General features: G+C 69.4%; 11 protein-coding genes. 6 read left to right on the top strand and 5 right to left on the bottom strand.

The features are described 5' to 3' along the window. Nucleotides 1-30: 30 nt before the first annotated feature. Nucleotides 31-3,363, bottom strand: a complete 3,333-nt coding sequence (gene recB, locus G6N30_RS16245; protein ID WP_134054487.1) for an exodeoxyribonuclease V subunit beta — start codon at nucleotides 3,361-3,363, stop codon at nucleotides 31-33. Continuing rightward, entirely contained in the window at nucleotides 3,363-6,656 is a 3,294-nt protein-coding gene (recC, locus tag G6N30_RS16240; protein ID WP_134054485.1) for an exodeoxyribonuclease V subunit gamma, read from the bottom strand. Before recC ends, recB begins: the two co-directional genes overlap by 1 nt. A 60-nt stretch (nucleotides 6,657-6,716) precedes the next feature. Here recC and G6N30_RS16235 point away from each other — a divergent pair, with 60 nt between their 5' ends. Continuing rightward, the gene (locus G6N30_RS16235; protein ID WP_134054483.1) at nucleotides 6,717-7,313 is read left to right on the top strand and encodes an HD domain-containing protein; all 597 of its coding nucleotides are present in this window, start codon (nucleotides 6,717-6,719) and stop codon (nucleotides 7,311-7,313) included. Nucleotides 7,314-7,334: 21 nt separating this feature from the next. Here G6N30_RS16235 and G6N30_RS16230 read toward each other — a convergent pair whose 3' ends face one another. Both G6N30_RS16230 and G6N30_RS16225 read right to left on the bottom strand, forming a co-directional pair. After that, nucleotides 7,335-8,573, bottom strand: a complete 1,239-nt coding sequence (locus G6N30_RS16230; protein WP_134054481.1) for an MFS transporter — start codon at nucleotides 8,571-8,573, stop codon at nucleotides 7,335-7,337. Further along, nucleotides 8,570-9,046 carry a MarR family winged helix-turn-helix transcriptional regulator gene (locus G6N30_RS16225; protein ID WP_179965466.1) on the bottom strand — a complete coding sequence of 159 codons (477 nt, stop codon included), beginning with the start codon at nucleotides 9,044-9,046 and terminating at the stop codon, nucleotides 8,570-8,572. Before G6N30_RS16225 ends, G6N30_RS16230 begins: the two co-directional genes overlap by 4 nt. 73 nt (nucleotides 9,047-9,119) lie before the next feature. Here G6N30_RS16225 and G6N30_RS16220 point away from each other — a divergent pair, with 73 nt between their 5' ends. Beyond that, nucleotides 9,120-10,271 carry an NAD(P)/FAD-dependent oxidoreductase gene (locus G6N30_RS16220; protein WP_134054477.1) on the top strand — a complete coding sequence of 384 codons (1,152 nt, stop codon included), beginning with the start codon at nucleotides 9,120-9,122 and terminating at the stop codon, nucleotides 10,269-10,271. Between the two features lie 18 nt (nucleotides 10,272-10,289). Here the strand turns inward: G6N30_RS16220 and G6N30_RS16215 are convergent, their stop codons facing one another. Continuing rightward, a complete protein-coding gene (locus G6N30_RS16215) occupies nucleotides 10,290-11,276 on the bottom strand; it encodes a magnesium transporter CorA family protein (RefSeq protein ID WP_134054475.1) in 987 nt (328 codons plus the stop codon). Nucleotides 11,277-11,361: 85 nt separating this feature from the next. Here G6N30_RS16215 and usfY point away from each other — a divergent pair, with 85 nt between their 5' ends. From usfY to G6N30_RS16195, 4 genes are all read left to right on the top strand, one after another. Next, nucleotides 11,362-11,670: a protein UsfY gene (usfY, locus tag G6N30_RS16210; protein ID WP_134054473.1), complete on the top strand. Its 309-nt coding sequence runs from the start codon at nucleotides 11,362-11,364 to the stop codon at nucleotides 11,668-11,670. 174 nt (nucleotides 11,671-11,844) lie between these two features. Further along, the gene (locus tag G6N30_RS16205; protein WP_179965465.1) at nucleotides 11,845-13,356 is read left to right on the top strand and encodes a sodium:solute symporter family protein; all 1,512 of its coding nucleotides are present in this window, start codon (nucleotides 11,845-11,847) and stop codon (nucleotides 13,354-13,356) included. After that, nucleotides 13,353-13,682 (top strand): hypothetical protein, encoded by a 330-nt coding sequence (locus G6N30_RS16200; RefSeq protein WP_134054471.1) that lies wholly within the window; start codon nucleotides 13,353-13,355, stop codon nucleotides 13,680-13,682. The genes G6N30_RS16205 and G6N30_RS16200 overlap by 4 nt, the downstream gene beginning before the upstream one ends. After that, on the top strand, nucleotides 13,679-14,998 hold the full coding sequence (locus G6N30_RS16195; protein ID WP_134054469.1) for an LLM class flavin-dependent oxidoreductase: 1,320 nt from the start codon (nucleotides 13,679-13,681) through the stop codon (nucleotides 14,996-14,998). Before G6N30_RS16200 ends, G6N30_RS16195 begins: the two co-directional genes overlap by 4 nt. Nucleotides 14,999-15,008 lie beyond the last annotated feature (10 nt).

Here is a 15,008-nt window from a genome sequence, read left to right as displayed (position 1 = left end):
ACGCAACTTCCTGACCGACGACGTCACATTTCATGCGGCGGCGGTACCCGCATCGAGCAGGTCGGACAGTGCGGTGATCAGCGCGGCGGGCGGCCGCCAGCTGAACACCCCGGCCGGATGCCCGTCGACCACCGGCGTTCGTTCGCCGCACATTCCCCGAACGAACAGGTACAGCACGCCACCGAGGTGTTCGTCGGGGTCGTATCCCGGTTGCCGCCACCGCAGGAAGCGGTGCAGCACCACGCCGTACAGCAGCGCCTGCAGCGGATAGTCCGAGTGCAGCATCGCCTCGGTCATTCGCGGCCGGCCGTAGTCCGCCGCGGTGAGCGGGCGGTCGGGTTCGCCCAGCCAGTTCGTCTTGTAGTCCACGACCAGGTAGCGCCCCCCGACCCGCAGCACGGCGTCGAGCGATCCGGTCAGGTAGCCCTTGAGTGACTGCGCGCCCAGCGCCCGGTCGGTGAGCCGCTCGACGTAGGGTGCCAGCACGTCGTCGGCCGGCAGGTGCTGCGCGAGTAGCCGGCCGACGTCGGCAAGCGTGATCGACGGTGCCCGTCCGCGCACGTCGCCACCGGCTAGCGGGAACTCGAAGTCCATCTCCCGCAGGCGATCCCGCAAGCCGATCCGGCGCAGTGTCGCATCCGGCGCCAGCGGCCCGAGCGGGGTGTCGTGCATCGGCACCAGCGCGTCGGCCAGCGCGTCGGGGGCGACCTCGACCGGCCACCACACCGCATGCTCGCGGATCCGGTTCTCCAGTTCGGTCTCGAGGTCGGCGGCGAACGGGTCGGCGTGTTCGAGCACCACGTGCACCAGCGAGCCGAACTTCGCACCGGTCGGCAGGTCGGCCATCGGGGACGGGACGTCTGCGCCGGCGGTGGGGGTCTCCGAGACCGGGATGTCGGCGATCTCGTCGTCCAGTTCGGCGACCTCGGGTTCGCTGGTGACCCCGCCACCCACGGCGTCCTCGGCGGCGCGCAGCAGACCCGAGTACGACGTGCGTCGCCACGTGGTGTCGATACCGCGGTGGAAGTGACGCACCGCCAGTCCTGTCGGCTGCGGCTGCGGGCGCTGGCCGGCGGGGGCGGCGATGACGGACTCCTCGAGCACCGGCCCGCCCAGGTCCGCCCAGGCGCGCAGCGCGGCCATCGCGTCCGCATCGTCGAGTTTCGGCGGGTCGCAGCGGTCGGGCACCGTGGCCTCACCGGGCCTGCGGCCCCGCAGCAGCCGCGACAGCCCGCCGTTGGGTTCGTCCCACGACGGCGCCCACCACGCCACCACCTGCGACTGTGCGCGGGTCAGTGCGACGTAGGTCAAACGGACGTCGTCGCTGGCGGCCTCGCGCCGGCCGAGTCGCTCGACCTGTGGGTAATCCGGGCTGCGGTCGCCGCCGATGTGCAGGCACCGCTGCCGGCCGTCGTGGAACAGCACGACGTCGCGGGTCTGGATGTTGCGGTTGAACGCGAACGGCAGGTACACCACCGGATACTGCAGGCCCTTGCTCACCCACACCGTCATGATCTGCACGGCGGCCGCGTCGCTGTCGAGGCGGCGGTTGCGTTCGACGGCGCCGCTGCGTTCCTCGCGCTGGGTGCGCAGCCAGTCCCGCAGTGCCGGAAGGCCGAAATGCTCGCGGTGGGCGGTGTCGTGCAGCACCTGCGTCAGGTGCGCGAGGTCGGTCATGTGGCGTTCGCCGTCGTGCCAGGACAGCACCCGTCGGCCCATCCCGGTCAGGTTCGCCGCCTCGAAGACGGCCGCGACGCCGCGGTCGCGGGCATGGTCGGCCCACTCCCGCAGCCGGTCGGCGATCTCGTCGGTCAGCAAGTCACCCTGCGTGGCAAGGTCTTCGGCGGTGCGGCCGAAGAACATCGTCGTCGCGGCGGCGCGCACCAGACCGGAGCGGTGCGGCTGGTCGAACGCCTCGAGCAGGCACAGCCAGTCGTCGCCGGCTGGGGAGTTGAACACGTCCGAGTCGCCGGTGTAGACCGCGGCGATCCCGGCGTCCGACAGGGCGTCGAAACAGGCCCGCGCGTCTTTGTGCGTCTCGACGATCACCGCGACGTCCTTGGCCTCGATCGGCTTGCCGCAGAACGTCGCTCCGCTGGACAACAGTTGGCCGATGTCGGTCGCCAGATCGCGGCTGATGTGCGGGCGCAGCTTGTCCATCGGGATGACGCGGTCGGGGCGGGTGCCGAAGGTCTCGCGGGTGACGACGCGCAGGCGGAACGGATCGTTGCGCGGCGCACCCTCGAGGCGGTGGCCCTGATGGTGGGCCTCGACCGGGCGGACCACGATCTCGGCGTCGCCGAGTTCGGCGTCGCGCAGCACCACCTGCAATCGGTCGACGAGTTCCCCGTCGCTGCGCCAGTTGGTGCCGAGCGTCCGGCGGTGTCCGGCGGTACTCGCGGCGTGCAGGTACGTGACGATGTCGCCGCCGCGGAACGCGTAGATCGCCTGCTTGGGGTCACCGATCAGGATCAGCGTCGAGCGTCCGGTGAACGCGCGGTCGATGACCTGCCACTGCACCGGGTCGGTGTCCTGGAACTCGTCGACCATCACGATCGACCAGCGCCGGTGCATGCGGGCGCGCGCCGCGGAGTGGTCGTCGGTCAGCGCGTTGGCCAGCCGTGACAGCAGATCGTCGTAGTGCAGGATGCCGAGCCTGCGTTTGCGTCGTTCGAGTTCGGTGCAGACCGCCTTGGCGAACTCGACGCGCACCGCGGCCTCGGTGTCCGGCGGCGGGTTCAGCGGGCGCAGTTCGGTTCCGGCGTTGCGGACGACCTCGCGGGCCAGTTCCAACGCCTGCCCGCGGGTGAGTGCCGGATCGTCGCGCTGCTGGCCGAAGTGGGCGAGGTACAGATCGTCGACGATCTCGGCGGTCAGGTCGTCGAGGCTCTCCACGAGCTGCACACCGGTGTCCGTGTCGCCGGCCACCCCAAGTGATTTGAGGACCAGCTGGCAGAACTGGTGGGTGGTCGCGATCGTGGCGGCGTCGAAACCGGCCAGTGCGTCCCTGAGCCGCTGCCTGCGGACGTGACGCTCGTCCTCGGAGCCGTCGATCAGGTAGGCGATCAGTTGATTGTCGCCGACCGTCGACGGGTCGTCGAACGCCACCAATGCGTCGAGCATCTGGCAGCGCACCCGCTCGCGCAGTTCCTGGCTGGCCGCGCGGCCGAAGGTGACCAGGAGCATCTGGTCGAGCGTCGCGACGCCCTCGGCGATGTAGCGCGTCACCAGACCCGCGAGCGCGAACGTCTTGCCGGTGCCCGCGCTGGCCTCGAGCACGGTCGTGGTCCGCGGGGCAGGCAGCGGACCGAGCAGATCGAAATCCAGCGAGGAGCGGAGCGGATCGCGCATCTGCCCCCGCATCAGTCGGGGTCCTTCTCGGCGGCGAGCATGGGCAGCCACAGACGCGCCGCGTACGCGCCGAGGCGGGTGTTCTCACCCTCGCACTCCTCGCCGGGTCGGACGGGCGCCAGCAGCACCTCGACCGACGAGCGCACACCCCACACGTGGGCGTGCGCGGGCTGTTCGTTCTCGCCGGGGAACTTGCCGGTGTTCCACTTGAACCGGGCCTCGCGCATCGGTTCACCGCGGTGGTGGCGCGCCTCGGCCCACGCGTAGGAGGTCTTGGGCGGCAAGGGGATCGGCTCGCGGCGGCCGGCGTCGTACATGCTCACCAGGTCCCGCAGCACGCCGACCGCGTCGGCCGGCGCACCGAGCATCCGCTCCCGCGTACCGCCCCGCCTGCCGCGGCCGATGCACACCGCCGCCCAGTTCGGGCTCGGACGCGCAGCGGTCAACGCCGCCAGCTGAATCCACGACGCGAGCAGGTGGCGCCCGTCGAGTTTGGAGTAGGTCACGGTGACCGTCCGGTCGCCGTACACCTTCGGGACGGTCCCGGTGACGCGCCGGCTGTTGCCGACGTGGACGTCGACGTCGTACGCCTGTGGCGGCTGGGCGCGGTGCCGGTGCGCGGCGGTGGCCAGTGCGGCCGCCTGGTCGCGCAGTTCCTGGGCCTTGCGCCAGCCGAGCCGGCCGGGCGGCAGTGAGCCCCGCCGCCACTCCGCCTGCTGGGCCTGTTCGGGGTTCAGCCCGCGCAGCATGTCGTCGAGCATGCGTTCGCCGATCTGCCATTCGGCCAGCGCGTCGATCTCCACCGGCATGGCGTCCTCGACGGCGTCGACGTCCCACGGGAGCGTGAAGTCCAGCGCGCGAAAGAACCCCTTGACGGGATCCTTGAAGAACGCGATCAGGTCGTCGAGCGCGACGTCGTCCTGCGGGGGTGGGGGCAGCGGGCGGGCGAGCAGTCCTGGCCGCTCGGCGCGGTCACCGGCCGCCACGGTCGCGGCGGTGAGCGCCGTGGAATCGAAGGTGAACGGTTCGTCCGGCACGCCGAGTGCGCCGGGGGTGACGTTGCGGATGTCGAAGGGCTGCAACGGGTGCTCGACGACGATGCGATCGCGGACCGGCGCCTCGGTGGTGACATCGAGCGCGTCGAGCAGTTCGACGAGCGGCACCGCGGGCGGTCTGCGATGGCCCGAGTACTCGTTGGCGCCGGTGTAGGTGACGACGAGTTTCTCCGTCGCCGCCCCGATCGCGTCGAGCAGAAGCTGACGGTCCTCGGAGCGGATGTCGCGTTCCCCGGTCATCGGATCGCGGGCCAGCGCGTCGTCACCGTCGACCACGCCGAGTCGGGGGAACACCCCGTCGTCGAGACCCACCAGGCAGACCACGCGGTGCGGGACCGACCGCATCGGCACCATGGTGCACACGGTCAGCGTGCCGGTGCGGAAGTTCGCGCGGGTGGGCCGCCCGGCGAGGTGGCGGCCGAGCAGCGCCTTGACGTCGGCCAGCCGCAGGAGCGTGCCCTGTCGCGGGCCGGCCTGGATCAGCACGTCGGCGAATTCCCGTTCCAGCTGGCTGGTTTGCCAGGTGTCGTCGTCGTGGACGGCGGTGAGCTGTTCGATACCGGTGCGCAATGCGTCCAGCCACTCGTTGAGCGGCCGTGTGCCGCTGAGGTTTTCGACGCAGGTCTGCAGCCGGTCGACGTAGTCGGCGAGCCGGCCGGCGAGTTCGACGCGGTCGCTGCTGACGTCGTCCAGCGGCAGCGTGGTGTCGAGCCAGGCATGCGAGTCGTCGGACATCGCGACACCGGCGAGCACCCGGTCGAGGCCGAACCGCCAGGTGTTCTGCACGAAGTCGACGCCGTACGGGTGGCGGTGTTCGCGGTCGAAGCCCCACCGGATGTTGGCCTCGCGCACCCAATCACCGATCGCGTCCAGGTCGTCGTCGGTGAACGCGAACCGGGCGCGGATCGACGGCGCCTCGGCGAGATTGAGCACCTCGGTCGCGGTGGCGCGGCCGCCGGCAAGGTCGAGCAGTTGGGCGGCGACGCCGAGCAACGGGTTGGTCTGGGTGAGCGCCCGGTCGGCGAGTTTGACGCGCAGCCTGTGCGCCGGATGCGCGCCGTGCACCACGTCGCCGAGGCCGAAGCCCGCGACGATCAGCGGCGCGTAGTGCTCGATGTCCGGGCACATGACAAGGATGTCGCGGGGTTCCAGCGTCGGATCGTCGGCAAGCAGGCCGAGCAGCACCTCACGCAGGACGTCGATCTGGCGGGCGGCGCCGTGGCAGCTGTGCACCTGCACGGACCGGTCGTCGGGCTGCAGGCGCCTGCCCCCGGGGCGGACCGCGTTGGCGGCGATGTCGGACTGCAGCCAGCCCAGCAGGGTGTCGGGATGGTCGACGCCGCCGACATGTTCGTCGGTCCGCGGGGGCGCGGGAAGGCTGCGCTGCAGTTCGCGCAGATCGCGGCCGAGGGTGGCGAGCAGCGGATGGCCCACCTCGCGGTGGGTGGTGTCGTCGCGGCGGCGGACGGGTCCGCGGTGGGGCTGCAGTGACGTCCACAGGTCGTCGCTGGGATGCGGCAGCCACAGATGCAGATCATGGTGGGTGGCCAGCGCGTCGAGCAGTTCGACTTCGGTGGCGGGCAGACGGGTGTGGCCGAACAGCGACAGGCGTTCGGGCAGCTCGCTGGGCGACTCCCGCAGGCGCGCAACGATTTCGGCGTGCCGGATGTGCGGCGGGTCGGCCGGTACGCGGGCGGCCAGGGCCCGCCAGAGGTGGGGTTGCCAGTGCAGGTCGTCGTCGAGGTCGGTGGTGGTGCCGGCGAGCCAGTCGACGAGAAGGTGCGGGCGTTGCCGGGCGTAGGAGCTGAACAGCCCGGCGATGCGGCGGGCGACGGCGTAGCGACGGCTCTGCCGGAGCTCCCTCTCTTCACCGTGTTCGAAGTGGCCGAGGTGGGTGGCCAGTGTGGTGCACCATGGCTGCTCGAGACTCTCGTCGATGACCTCGAGCAGCGGCCACACGAGTGCGTCGGGCGCCCATGGATCGTCGTCCTGTGGTCCGCGTGATCCCCCCATGACCTGGGCGATCAGCGAGCGGGGGTTGCGGAAGGTGATGCCCGCGCAGACGCCGTCGTCACCCGAGCCGCGCCCGAGGACGTGGGACAGGCGCTGGCTCAGCCACCGTTCGACGCCCTTGGCCGGGACGATGACGAGTTCTTCGGCGAACGGGTCTGCCAGGGGAGTGGACAGCAGGGCGCCGAGTCCGTCGGCCAGGAGGTCGGTGCGCTCCGCCCGGTGCAGATGGAATGGCATCGACGCAAACGATAGAGCGCGGGTCCGACTAATCGCGCGGAAGGCGGGCATCCTCCGGTCATGGCCACACGATTGACCGAACGTTTCGACCAGGCGCTCGCCTACACGTCCGCACTGCACCGCACCCAGCTGCGTAAAGGTGGGGATGTGCCCTATGTCGGGCATCTGCTGTCGGTGGCGGGGCTGGTGATCGAGGCCGGCGGCAGCGAGACGGAGGCGATCGCCGGGCTGCTGCACGATGCGGCCGAGGATCAGGGCGGGGAGTCGACGCTCGACGAGATCCGGACGAGGTTCGGGTCGGAGGTCGCCGACATCGTCGAGGAGTGCAGCGACACGATGGTGACGCCGAAGCCGCCGTGGCGTCAGCGCAAAGAGGACTACATCGCGGAGGTGGGCAAGGCGTCGGACAGTGCGGTGCTGGTGTCGATGGCCGACAAGCTCGACAACGCGCGGGCTCTGCTGCGGGATCTGCGCCGGATCGGGCCGTCGCTGTGGGAGCGGTTCAGCACCGCCGATCCGCAGGACCATCTCTGGTACTACCAGCAGCTTCTCGAGATCTATCGCCGCCGCAGTTCGAGCTGGCTGGTCGATGAGTTGGCGCGGGTGCTCCAGGATCTCGGGGAGGAGATCGGTCCGCCGGTCGCCGCGACGGTCTGAGTGGTTCGCGTGAGCGCGCGCCTAGACGTGGACCGGTAACCGCCCCGCCAGCAGCGAGGGCCGGCACATCAACGCCACGACCACCACCGCCAGCGCCGCCACCACGAACGACACGTACACGTTGACCGCGTCGGCCGCTCCGCCGAGCGCCGCCGCCGCAATCGGCCGCGACCCCAGGAACCCGACCAGCCACAGCGCCATGATGCGGCCGCGCAACTCCTCCGGCGCGCGCTCCTGCACCACGGTGCTCAGCCCCGTCATCGCCCAGCCGAAGCCACAGCCCGCGAGCCCGAATCCGGCCAGCGCCACCGGCGTCACCGTCCCGACCGCCAGCACCGCGCACCCGGCGCCCAGCAGCCACAGCCCGATCGACGACACCCATCCCGCCGCGATCCTGCCCCGCAGCAGGGCCAGCACCACCATGCTCAGCGCGGCGCCGATCCCGAACACCGCCGAGAGCAGACCCACCAGCCGGGTGTCACCGCCGAGCGCATCGGCCATCGACGGCGTCAACGTGATCGAGGGGTCCGCGGCGAACCCGACCGTCGTCACCGCCAGCAGCGCCAGGAACAGCGGCTTGTCGCGCCATACGTACTTCAGCGCCGCGCGCACCCGGTAGTCGGCGCCGTCGCGGTGCGGCCGCGGCGCGGGGAAGCGCACCACCAGCAGGAACACCGCGAAGATCAGATGCAGCCCCGCGCTGACCGCGAAGCCCTCGGCATATCCGAGATGCGCGGCCAGATACGCGCCGATCACCGGACCGATCATCCGGCCGATGGTCATCGGAATGCTGTTGAGCGCCATGGCCGTCGACAGCTCGCCGTCGCGGATGAGGTTCGGCACGATCGACTGCATCGCCGGGCCGCCCACCACGAACCCGATGCCGACCAGCAGCGTGCCGAGCAGCACGGCCATCGCGGCCTGGCGCTCGGAGATCGCCAACCATCCGGCCACCAGGCCGGACCCGGCCAGACACAGCACGCGGCCGAGCAGGATCTGACGCGCCGGGTTGCCCGTGTCGGCCCACTTGCCGCTCGTCGGACTGAGGATGAGCTGCGGTCCGAACTGCACGACGCCGACCAGGCCGACCATCAGCGCCGAGCCCGTCGCCTCGTACATGACGATCGCCGCGACGATGCCGTGTGTCCACACCGCGACGACCGAGAAGATCTTGCCCCAGAACAGCGCGCCGAACACCGGGTCGAACATCAGCCCGAGCGCGCCGCGCGCCTGCGGCGGCGCCGTGGTCTGTGCGGTCATGCCCGCACTCCGCGTTCGAAGTCCGTGACGAGCCGGCCGAGCAGATCGACCAGGGCGTCGACATCGGTGTCGGGCCAGTCGGAGACCACGCCGGCGACGATCTCGCGGCGCCGGCCGGTCACGGCGGCGAGCGCCTTGCGGCCGGCCTCGGTCAGCATCAGCACGCAGCGGCGCTGATCGTCGGGGGCGAGGCTCTTGGTCAACAGCCCGGCGGCGACGACGGCTCCGACAGTGCGGCTGGCGGTGGAATGCTCGACGGCCATGTAGTCGGCGACATCGCCGATGGATGCCCCGCGGTCGCTCTTCTCACACTGCTCGACCGCGCGCAGGACCCGCAGGGTCGACACGGTCGTCACGGGGTCGACGCTGTCGAGCAGTCGCCGCCGCCATTCGGGCCGCTGCCGGATGATGTGGATCCGGGTCAGCAGCTCGTCGAGATGGTCGTAGCGAGGGGTCGGCACAGTTATATGCATAGCACATGCATATAACTGATGACCAAATGCGAACCGGCGCATAAGCGGGCCTCGTTGGTGGTACTCCGCGCACGTGGCAACGTCGTCAGGGTTGATCGCCGTCGGTAGCGGTCCGGCGGGCCTGAGCGCGGCCGCGGCGTTCCGCGCGCGGCATCCGGAGCTGCGCGTGCAGATCCTCACCGCCGACCCGGCGATGCCTTACGCCAAGCCGCCGCTGAGCAAGGAGTTCCTATGCGGCCGCGACCACCACGTCGACCTCCACACGCCGGACTGGTTCGACCGCCGGCGCCTCGAACTCGTCCGCGGCATCACCGTCGACCATGTCGACCTCGACGCCCGGGAGGTCATCACGCGCGGCGGCCGCCGCTACCCGTACTGGAACCTCGTGCTGGCGCCCGGCGCGATCCCCGTCCCGCTCGACGTGCCCGGCGCCGAGAATGCCCTGCAACTACGCTCCCTCGCCGATGCCGTCACCATCCGCATGGCCGCACTGCAGGCCCGCTCCGCGGTCGTGATCGGTGGTGGGCTGATCGGCTGCGAGGCGGCGGCGTGCCTGGCCGGCAGTGGCATCGCCACGACCATGGTTGCCGGCGAACCGGTGCCGCTGCAGCGGCGGTTCGGCCTCGACGCCGGTGAGCGCATCGCGAAGCTGTTGTCGGACTGCGGGGTTCGCTTCATCGGTCCGGCGCGCGTGGTCGAGGTGCGGGACGACGGTGTGACGCTCGACGACGGCGGCTGCCTCGACGGCGACCTCGTGGTCGCCGCCACCGGGGTGCGCCCGGACGCGCGGTTGGCCGAGTCGGCGGATATCCGCACCGAAGGCGGACGGATCGTCGTGGACGCGCACATGCACACCTCGGCGCCCAACGTCTTCGCCGCCGGTGACGTCGCGCTGGCTCACAACATCGCCGCGGGCAGGCGGATCCCGACCGAGCACTGGCGCGACGCCGCCGACCAGGGTGAGATCGCCGGCGCGTCCGCGGCGGGATATCCGACCGCGTGGGGAAAGGTGCCCGGCTTCCACTGCGCCATCGGCGAGGCGCGGCTCAAATACCGCGGCTGGGGCATCGGCTACGAGCACACCCGCCTCGTCGACCACCGCGACGGGTTCACGATCTGGTACGAGGCGAGCGGCGAGGTGGTCGGCGTGCTCAGCCTCAACGCCGACGACGACTACCGGCTGGCAGCCGAGCTGGTCGGCACCCACGTGCCGGTCAGCGACTGAGCCGGCCGTACGCCGACCTCAGAGCCAATCGCGGCGTTTGAACATCACGTAGAGAATCGCGACCAGCAGCACGATGATCACCGAGCTGGTGACGAAGCCGGCGACGGTCTCGATGCCGGGATAGATGACGTTCTGCCCGTAGAACCCGGTGATCGCCGTCGGCACCGCGATGATCGCCGCCCACCCGGTGAGCTTCTTCATCACCATGTTGAGCCGCGCGTCCTGCAGGGACAGGTTCGTCTCGAACACGGTCGTGATCATGTCGCGCAGCGATTCGGTCCACTCCGAGGCGCGCAGCACGTGGTCGTAGAGGTCGGCATACCGCGGGTCGAGTTCGGGGGAGATCTTCGCGTCGATGCGGCGGTGCTGGATGGAGTTGACCACCTCACGCATCGGCAGCACCACCCGCCGCAGGTGCACGAGGTCCTTGCGCAGCTGAAACGTCTTGCGTTGCAACCCGTTGCGCGGCAGCGACTCGGCGAACAGTGCGTCCTCGATGTCCTCGATCGCGTCGTCGAGGTACTGGACCGCGACGAAGTGGCTGTCGACCACCGTGTCGAGCAGTGCGTGCACCAGGGCGCCGACACCGAACTGCTGGCCGCCGAGATCGTCGAACCGCTGGGACACCGCGTCGATGTCGAAGTCCGGCGACAACCGCACGGTGATCAGACCCTGCGGCAGCACGAACCCGGAGATCCGGTGGACCACCAGCGTTGAGTCGGTGTCGGATTCCGGCTCGTGGGTCTCGACGCTGTAGACGGTGAAGAAGGTGTGCGTCGGGTAGACGGTGGCCTTGGTGCGCTCCGATTCGGCGACCGCGTCCTCCACCGCCCACTCGTTGAGGCCGAGTTCGTGGGCGAGGTCCTTGAGAATCGCGTGATCGGAGGCGTAGACGTCGGCCCACACGAGCGTGCCCGGCTCGGCGAGACAATCCGAGATCTCCGAGAACACGAAATCGTCCTGGGGTTCACCGTTGCGCCATACGCGGCCGCGGACGTCACTCACCGGGACATCCTGTCAGGCCAACCTGCTGTGACGTAGATCACCGCAGGCGTAGCCTGGGTGCATCTCGCGAGGAAAAGAGGATGCCATGAAGGGCGCCTATCACGATCCCGTGGATCACTCCCGTACCTACCAGCCCCGTGCCGGCGAATCGTTCATCGACACTCTCTGGTTTCCCGGTCTGCTGCTGATCGCGCTCGGCGTCGTCGGGCTGGCGGCCATCGTGGCGGCCGCGGCGTACGGCGAGAGCCGCCTGGTGCTGCCGCTGGCGATCGTCACCGGTGCGGTCGTCACCGCCGGCGGCGGCCTGATCGCCCTGGAGCACCGGCGGGTGCTGCGCATCGAGCGGCTGTGGCAGACGGAACATTCGGACACCACACACCGTCACGCCGTCTGACGGAACGGGCCGGATTCGCTCCCCGAGCCGAAACGGTCCTTCCGAATTACAGTAATTCGCACCCCGCGGCGAGAGCTCGACTCATCAGGATTTGAACCCTCTCGCGACGTCCTCGCGGGCTGGGACACTGCCGTCCGCCCATAAGCGCGTTTAGGTCGTGTCCCAGGAGGCTGCGTGTTCCAACCGTCCAACCTGTCACCGGGGATCGGCTTCGCGCTGATGCTGGGGCTGGGCGCCGTCATGTTCGTCGTCGCGTTCGCGGTCCGGTCGATGGTGAAGAACACCCACGACTTCGTGATCGCCGACCGCCGCATCGGGTTCGGCTTCGGTGTCGGCTCGGTCATCGCGGTGTGGACGTGGTCGATGGCCGTGATGATGTCGTCCGCGCAGGCCTTCACCTTCGGCACGTCCGGGCTGATCTGGTTCGTCGTCCCCAACGGTCTCGCCGTGATGGTGATGGTGCCGTTCGCGCTGCGTCTGCGCCGCCAGATGCCCGCCGGCTACACGATCGTCGAGTTCATCCGCGCGCGCTTCCAGAACAAGCCGGCCACCACCGTCATGCTCGTCGCGATGCTGCTGGGCCTGCTCGCCGAGATCTTCATCAACCTCTTCGGCGTGGTGCTCGTGATGGGGGTGGTGTTCGAACTCAACCCGACCGTCGTGCTGATCGTCACGCTCGCCACCGTGACGGTCTACTCGTACTTCGGCGGGCTGTGGACCTCGGCGATCACCGCCACGTTCAACACCCTGCTCATCACCGTGCCCGCCGCACTCGTCGTGCTCTACGTGCTGCACAAGGTCGGCGGGCCGGAGCTCGTCTTCCAGAAGGTCGACGCGGCAGGGCCCAACACGCTCAACGCATTCGACAGTTCGGCGGCCGCGGCGTTCGGCATCTCGCTGGCGCTGGGCCTGCTCGCGTCGACGATGGCCGACCAGACGTTCTGGCAGAAGGCGTGGGCGCTCAAGCCGGCCTCCATGGGCCGCACGTTCGTCTGGGCGGGCATGTGGTTCTACCCGATCCCGATCGTGCTGGGCCTGCTCGGCCTGGTGGGCCTCGCCTTCGACGTGAACCCCGCCGACCTCGGCGACGCCGGGCCGGGCGGCATCGGCCCCTACGTGGTCAGCCATCTCGGCCTGCCGATCGTGCTCGTCGCGCTCTACGTGCTGATCATCCTCAACGCCTGCTACTCGTCGATCGACGGCGCGTTCTCGGCGCTGTCCTCGGTGGTCGCCGTCGACGTCCTCAAGCGTGCGAAGCCCGATATCGCGCCGAAGTCGTTGTTCCGCTACACCAAAGCGTCGATCCTGGTGGCCGGCGTGATCGGCGGTGTCGTGGTCAGCTCCGGCATCGACTACGTCCAGCTGGTCAACACCGTGTTCTTCCTCAAGGCCGCGTTGATCATCCCGCTCGGCCTGGCCATCTTCTGGAAACGCATGACCTCGACGGCATTCGTCGCCAGCCTGGTGCTGGCCATCGCGATCGGCTACCCGGTCCGCGAAACCGTCGGTGAACTACAGGGAATCATCACCTTGGAGGCGATCTCACTCGTGGCTGCCGTCGGTATCAGCCTATTGTCCAAACAGTCCTTCGACTTCGCGACGCTGCGCAACCGCGGCGACGCGCTGACCGGCGACCGCGGCGCCGCCGAGCCGGTCGTGGCCGCCGACCCGGATCCGGTCCGATGATCGCGTTCTGGCTCGCCCTCGTCGTGGGCGTGGTGATCGCCGTCGTGTACTTCGCGCTCGGCGTGCAGGCGTTCCTGCGGGTGCGCAAGGAGGTGCTCGCGCTCGCCGCCGCCGGGGAGACAACCGAATTGGACGTCACGGCCCTCGACAACCAGGAGGCCGACACCTTCACCTGGAAGGCGCTGGGCGCAGTGGTAGCGTCGACGACCGTCATCGTCCTCTTGGGCGTGAACTCCCTGTTCTGGTACGTCCCCGCCGTCCTCGCCATCGGCTCAGCGGTCGCGGTGATCGCCGCCTTCCTCATCGACCGCAGGAGCACCACATGAGCAAGAAGAAGATGCACCTGCTGGGCTTCGTCCAGCACGGCGTCATGAACCACGCGTCGACGATGTGGGCGCATCCGCGGGACAAGATCGGCTACCACTGGTCGCGTCCGGAGTACTGGCGCGACCTCGGCCGCATCATGGAACGCGGTCTGTTCGACGCGATGTTCATCGCCGACGAACTCGCCCCGTACACCACCTACAAGGGCAATTCGGACCCGGTGGTGAAGTTCGCCGGTCAATGTCCGGTGCACGAACCCGCCAGTGTGGTGCCGATCGTGGGCGCCTTCACCAAGAACCTCGGCATCGGCATCACGCTGTCGACATCCTTTGTGCCGCCGTACATGATGGCCCGCCAGCTCTCGACGCTGGACCACCTCACCGGTGGCCGCGTCGGCTGGAACATCGTCACGTCGTACTCCAAGAGCGAGTTCCAGGCGATGGGCAAGGAGAACCTGACCCCGCGCGACAAGCGCTACGAGGTGGTCGAGGAGTACATGCAGCTGCTCTATGAGCTGTGGGATTCCTGGGACGACGACGCCATCGTCTACGACCGGGATAACGGTGTCTTCGCCGACCCGGCGAAGGTGCGCGAGGTGGACTTCCAGGGTGAGTTCTTCCGTTCCAAGGGAAGGCATTTCGTCGCCCCGTCGCCGCAGAAGCGGCCGGTGCTGTGGCAGGCCGGGTCCTCGGACCAGGGTCGCGAGTTCGCCGCCAAGCACGCCGAATCCGTGTTCGGCATCTTCCCCACGCCCAAGAGCATGCGCGCCTACGCCGACGACATCCGCACCCGCGCCGACGACAACGGCCGCGACCCGGAGTCGGTGAAGCTGATCTACGGGCTGCAGACGATCATCGACCGCGACAAGGGCCGCGCCAACGACCGCTACGCGGAGTTCGTCGAGAAGGTGCAGATCGAGAGTGCGCTCGGAATCCTGTCCGGCCACACAGGCTTCGACTTCTCCACGCTCGGACTCGACGACAACGTGGTGGACGCCGACGTGCAGGGCATCCGCGGGCTGTTCGACGCCATCCTCGAGGCCAAGGACGGCGCCCCGGTGACGGTGCGGGAGGCCGCGCAGATCTACGGTGTCTCGATGGGCGCGCCGGTCGCGGTCGGCACGCCGGCCGACGTCGCCGACCAGATGGAGCAGTACATCGACGAGGGTGGCTGCAACGGCTTCATGATGCTGGCCACCGACACCCCGGGCTGCTTCAACGACATGACCGAACTGCTGGTGCCCGAGTTGCAGCGGCGCGGCCGGTTCCGCACCCGGTATCCCGGGACGACACTGCGCGAGAGCCTGCAGGAGTACTGAGACTGGCGAT

Origin of the sequence: Mycolicibacterium litorale (assembly GCF_010731695.1) — a bacterium.
Lineage (GTDB): Bacteria > Actinomycetota > Actinomycetes > Mycobacteriales > Mycobacteriaceae > Mycobacterium > Mycobacterium litorale.
Note: the sequence above shows the minus strand (reverse complement) of the source record. Positions and strands in the feature narration are given on the sequence as shown.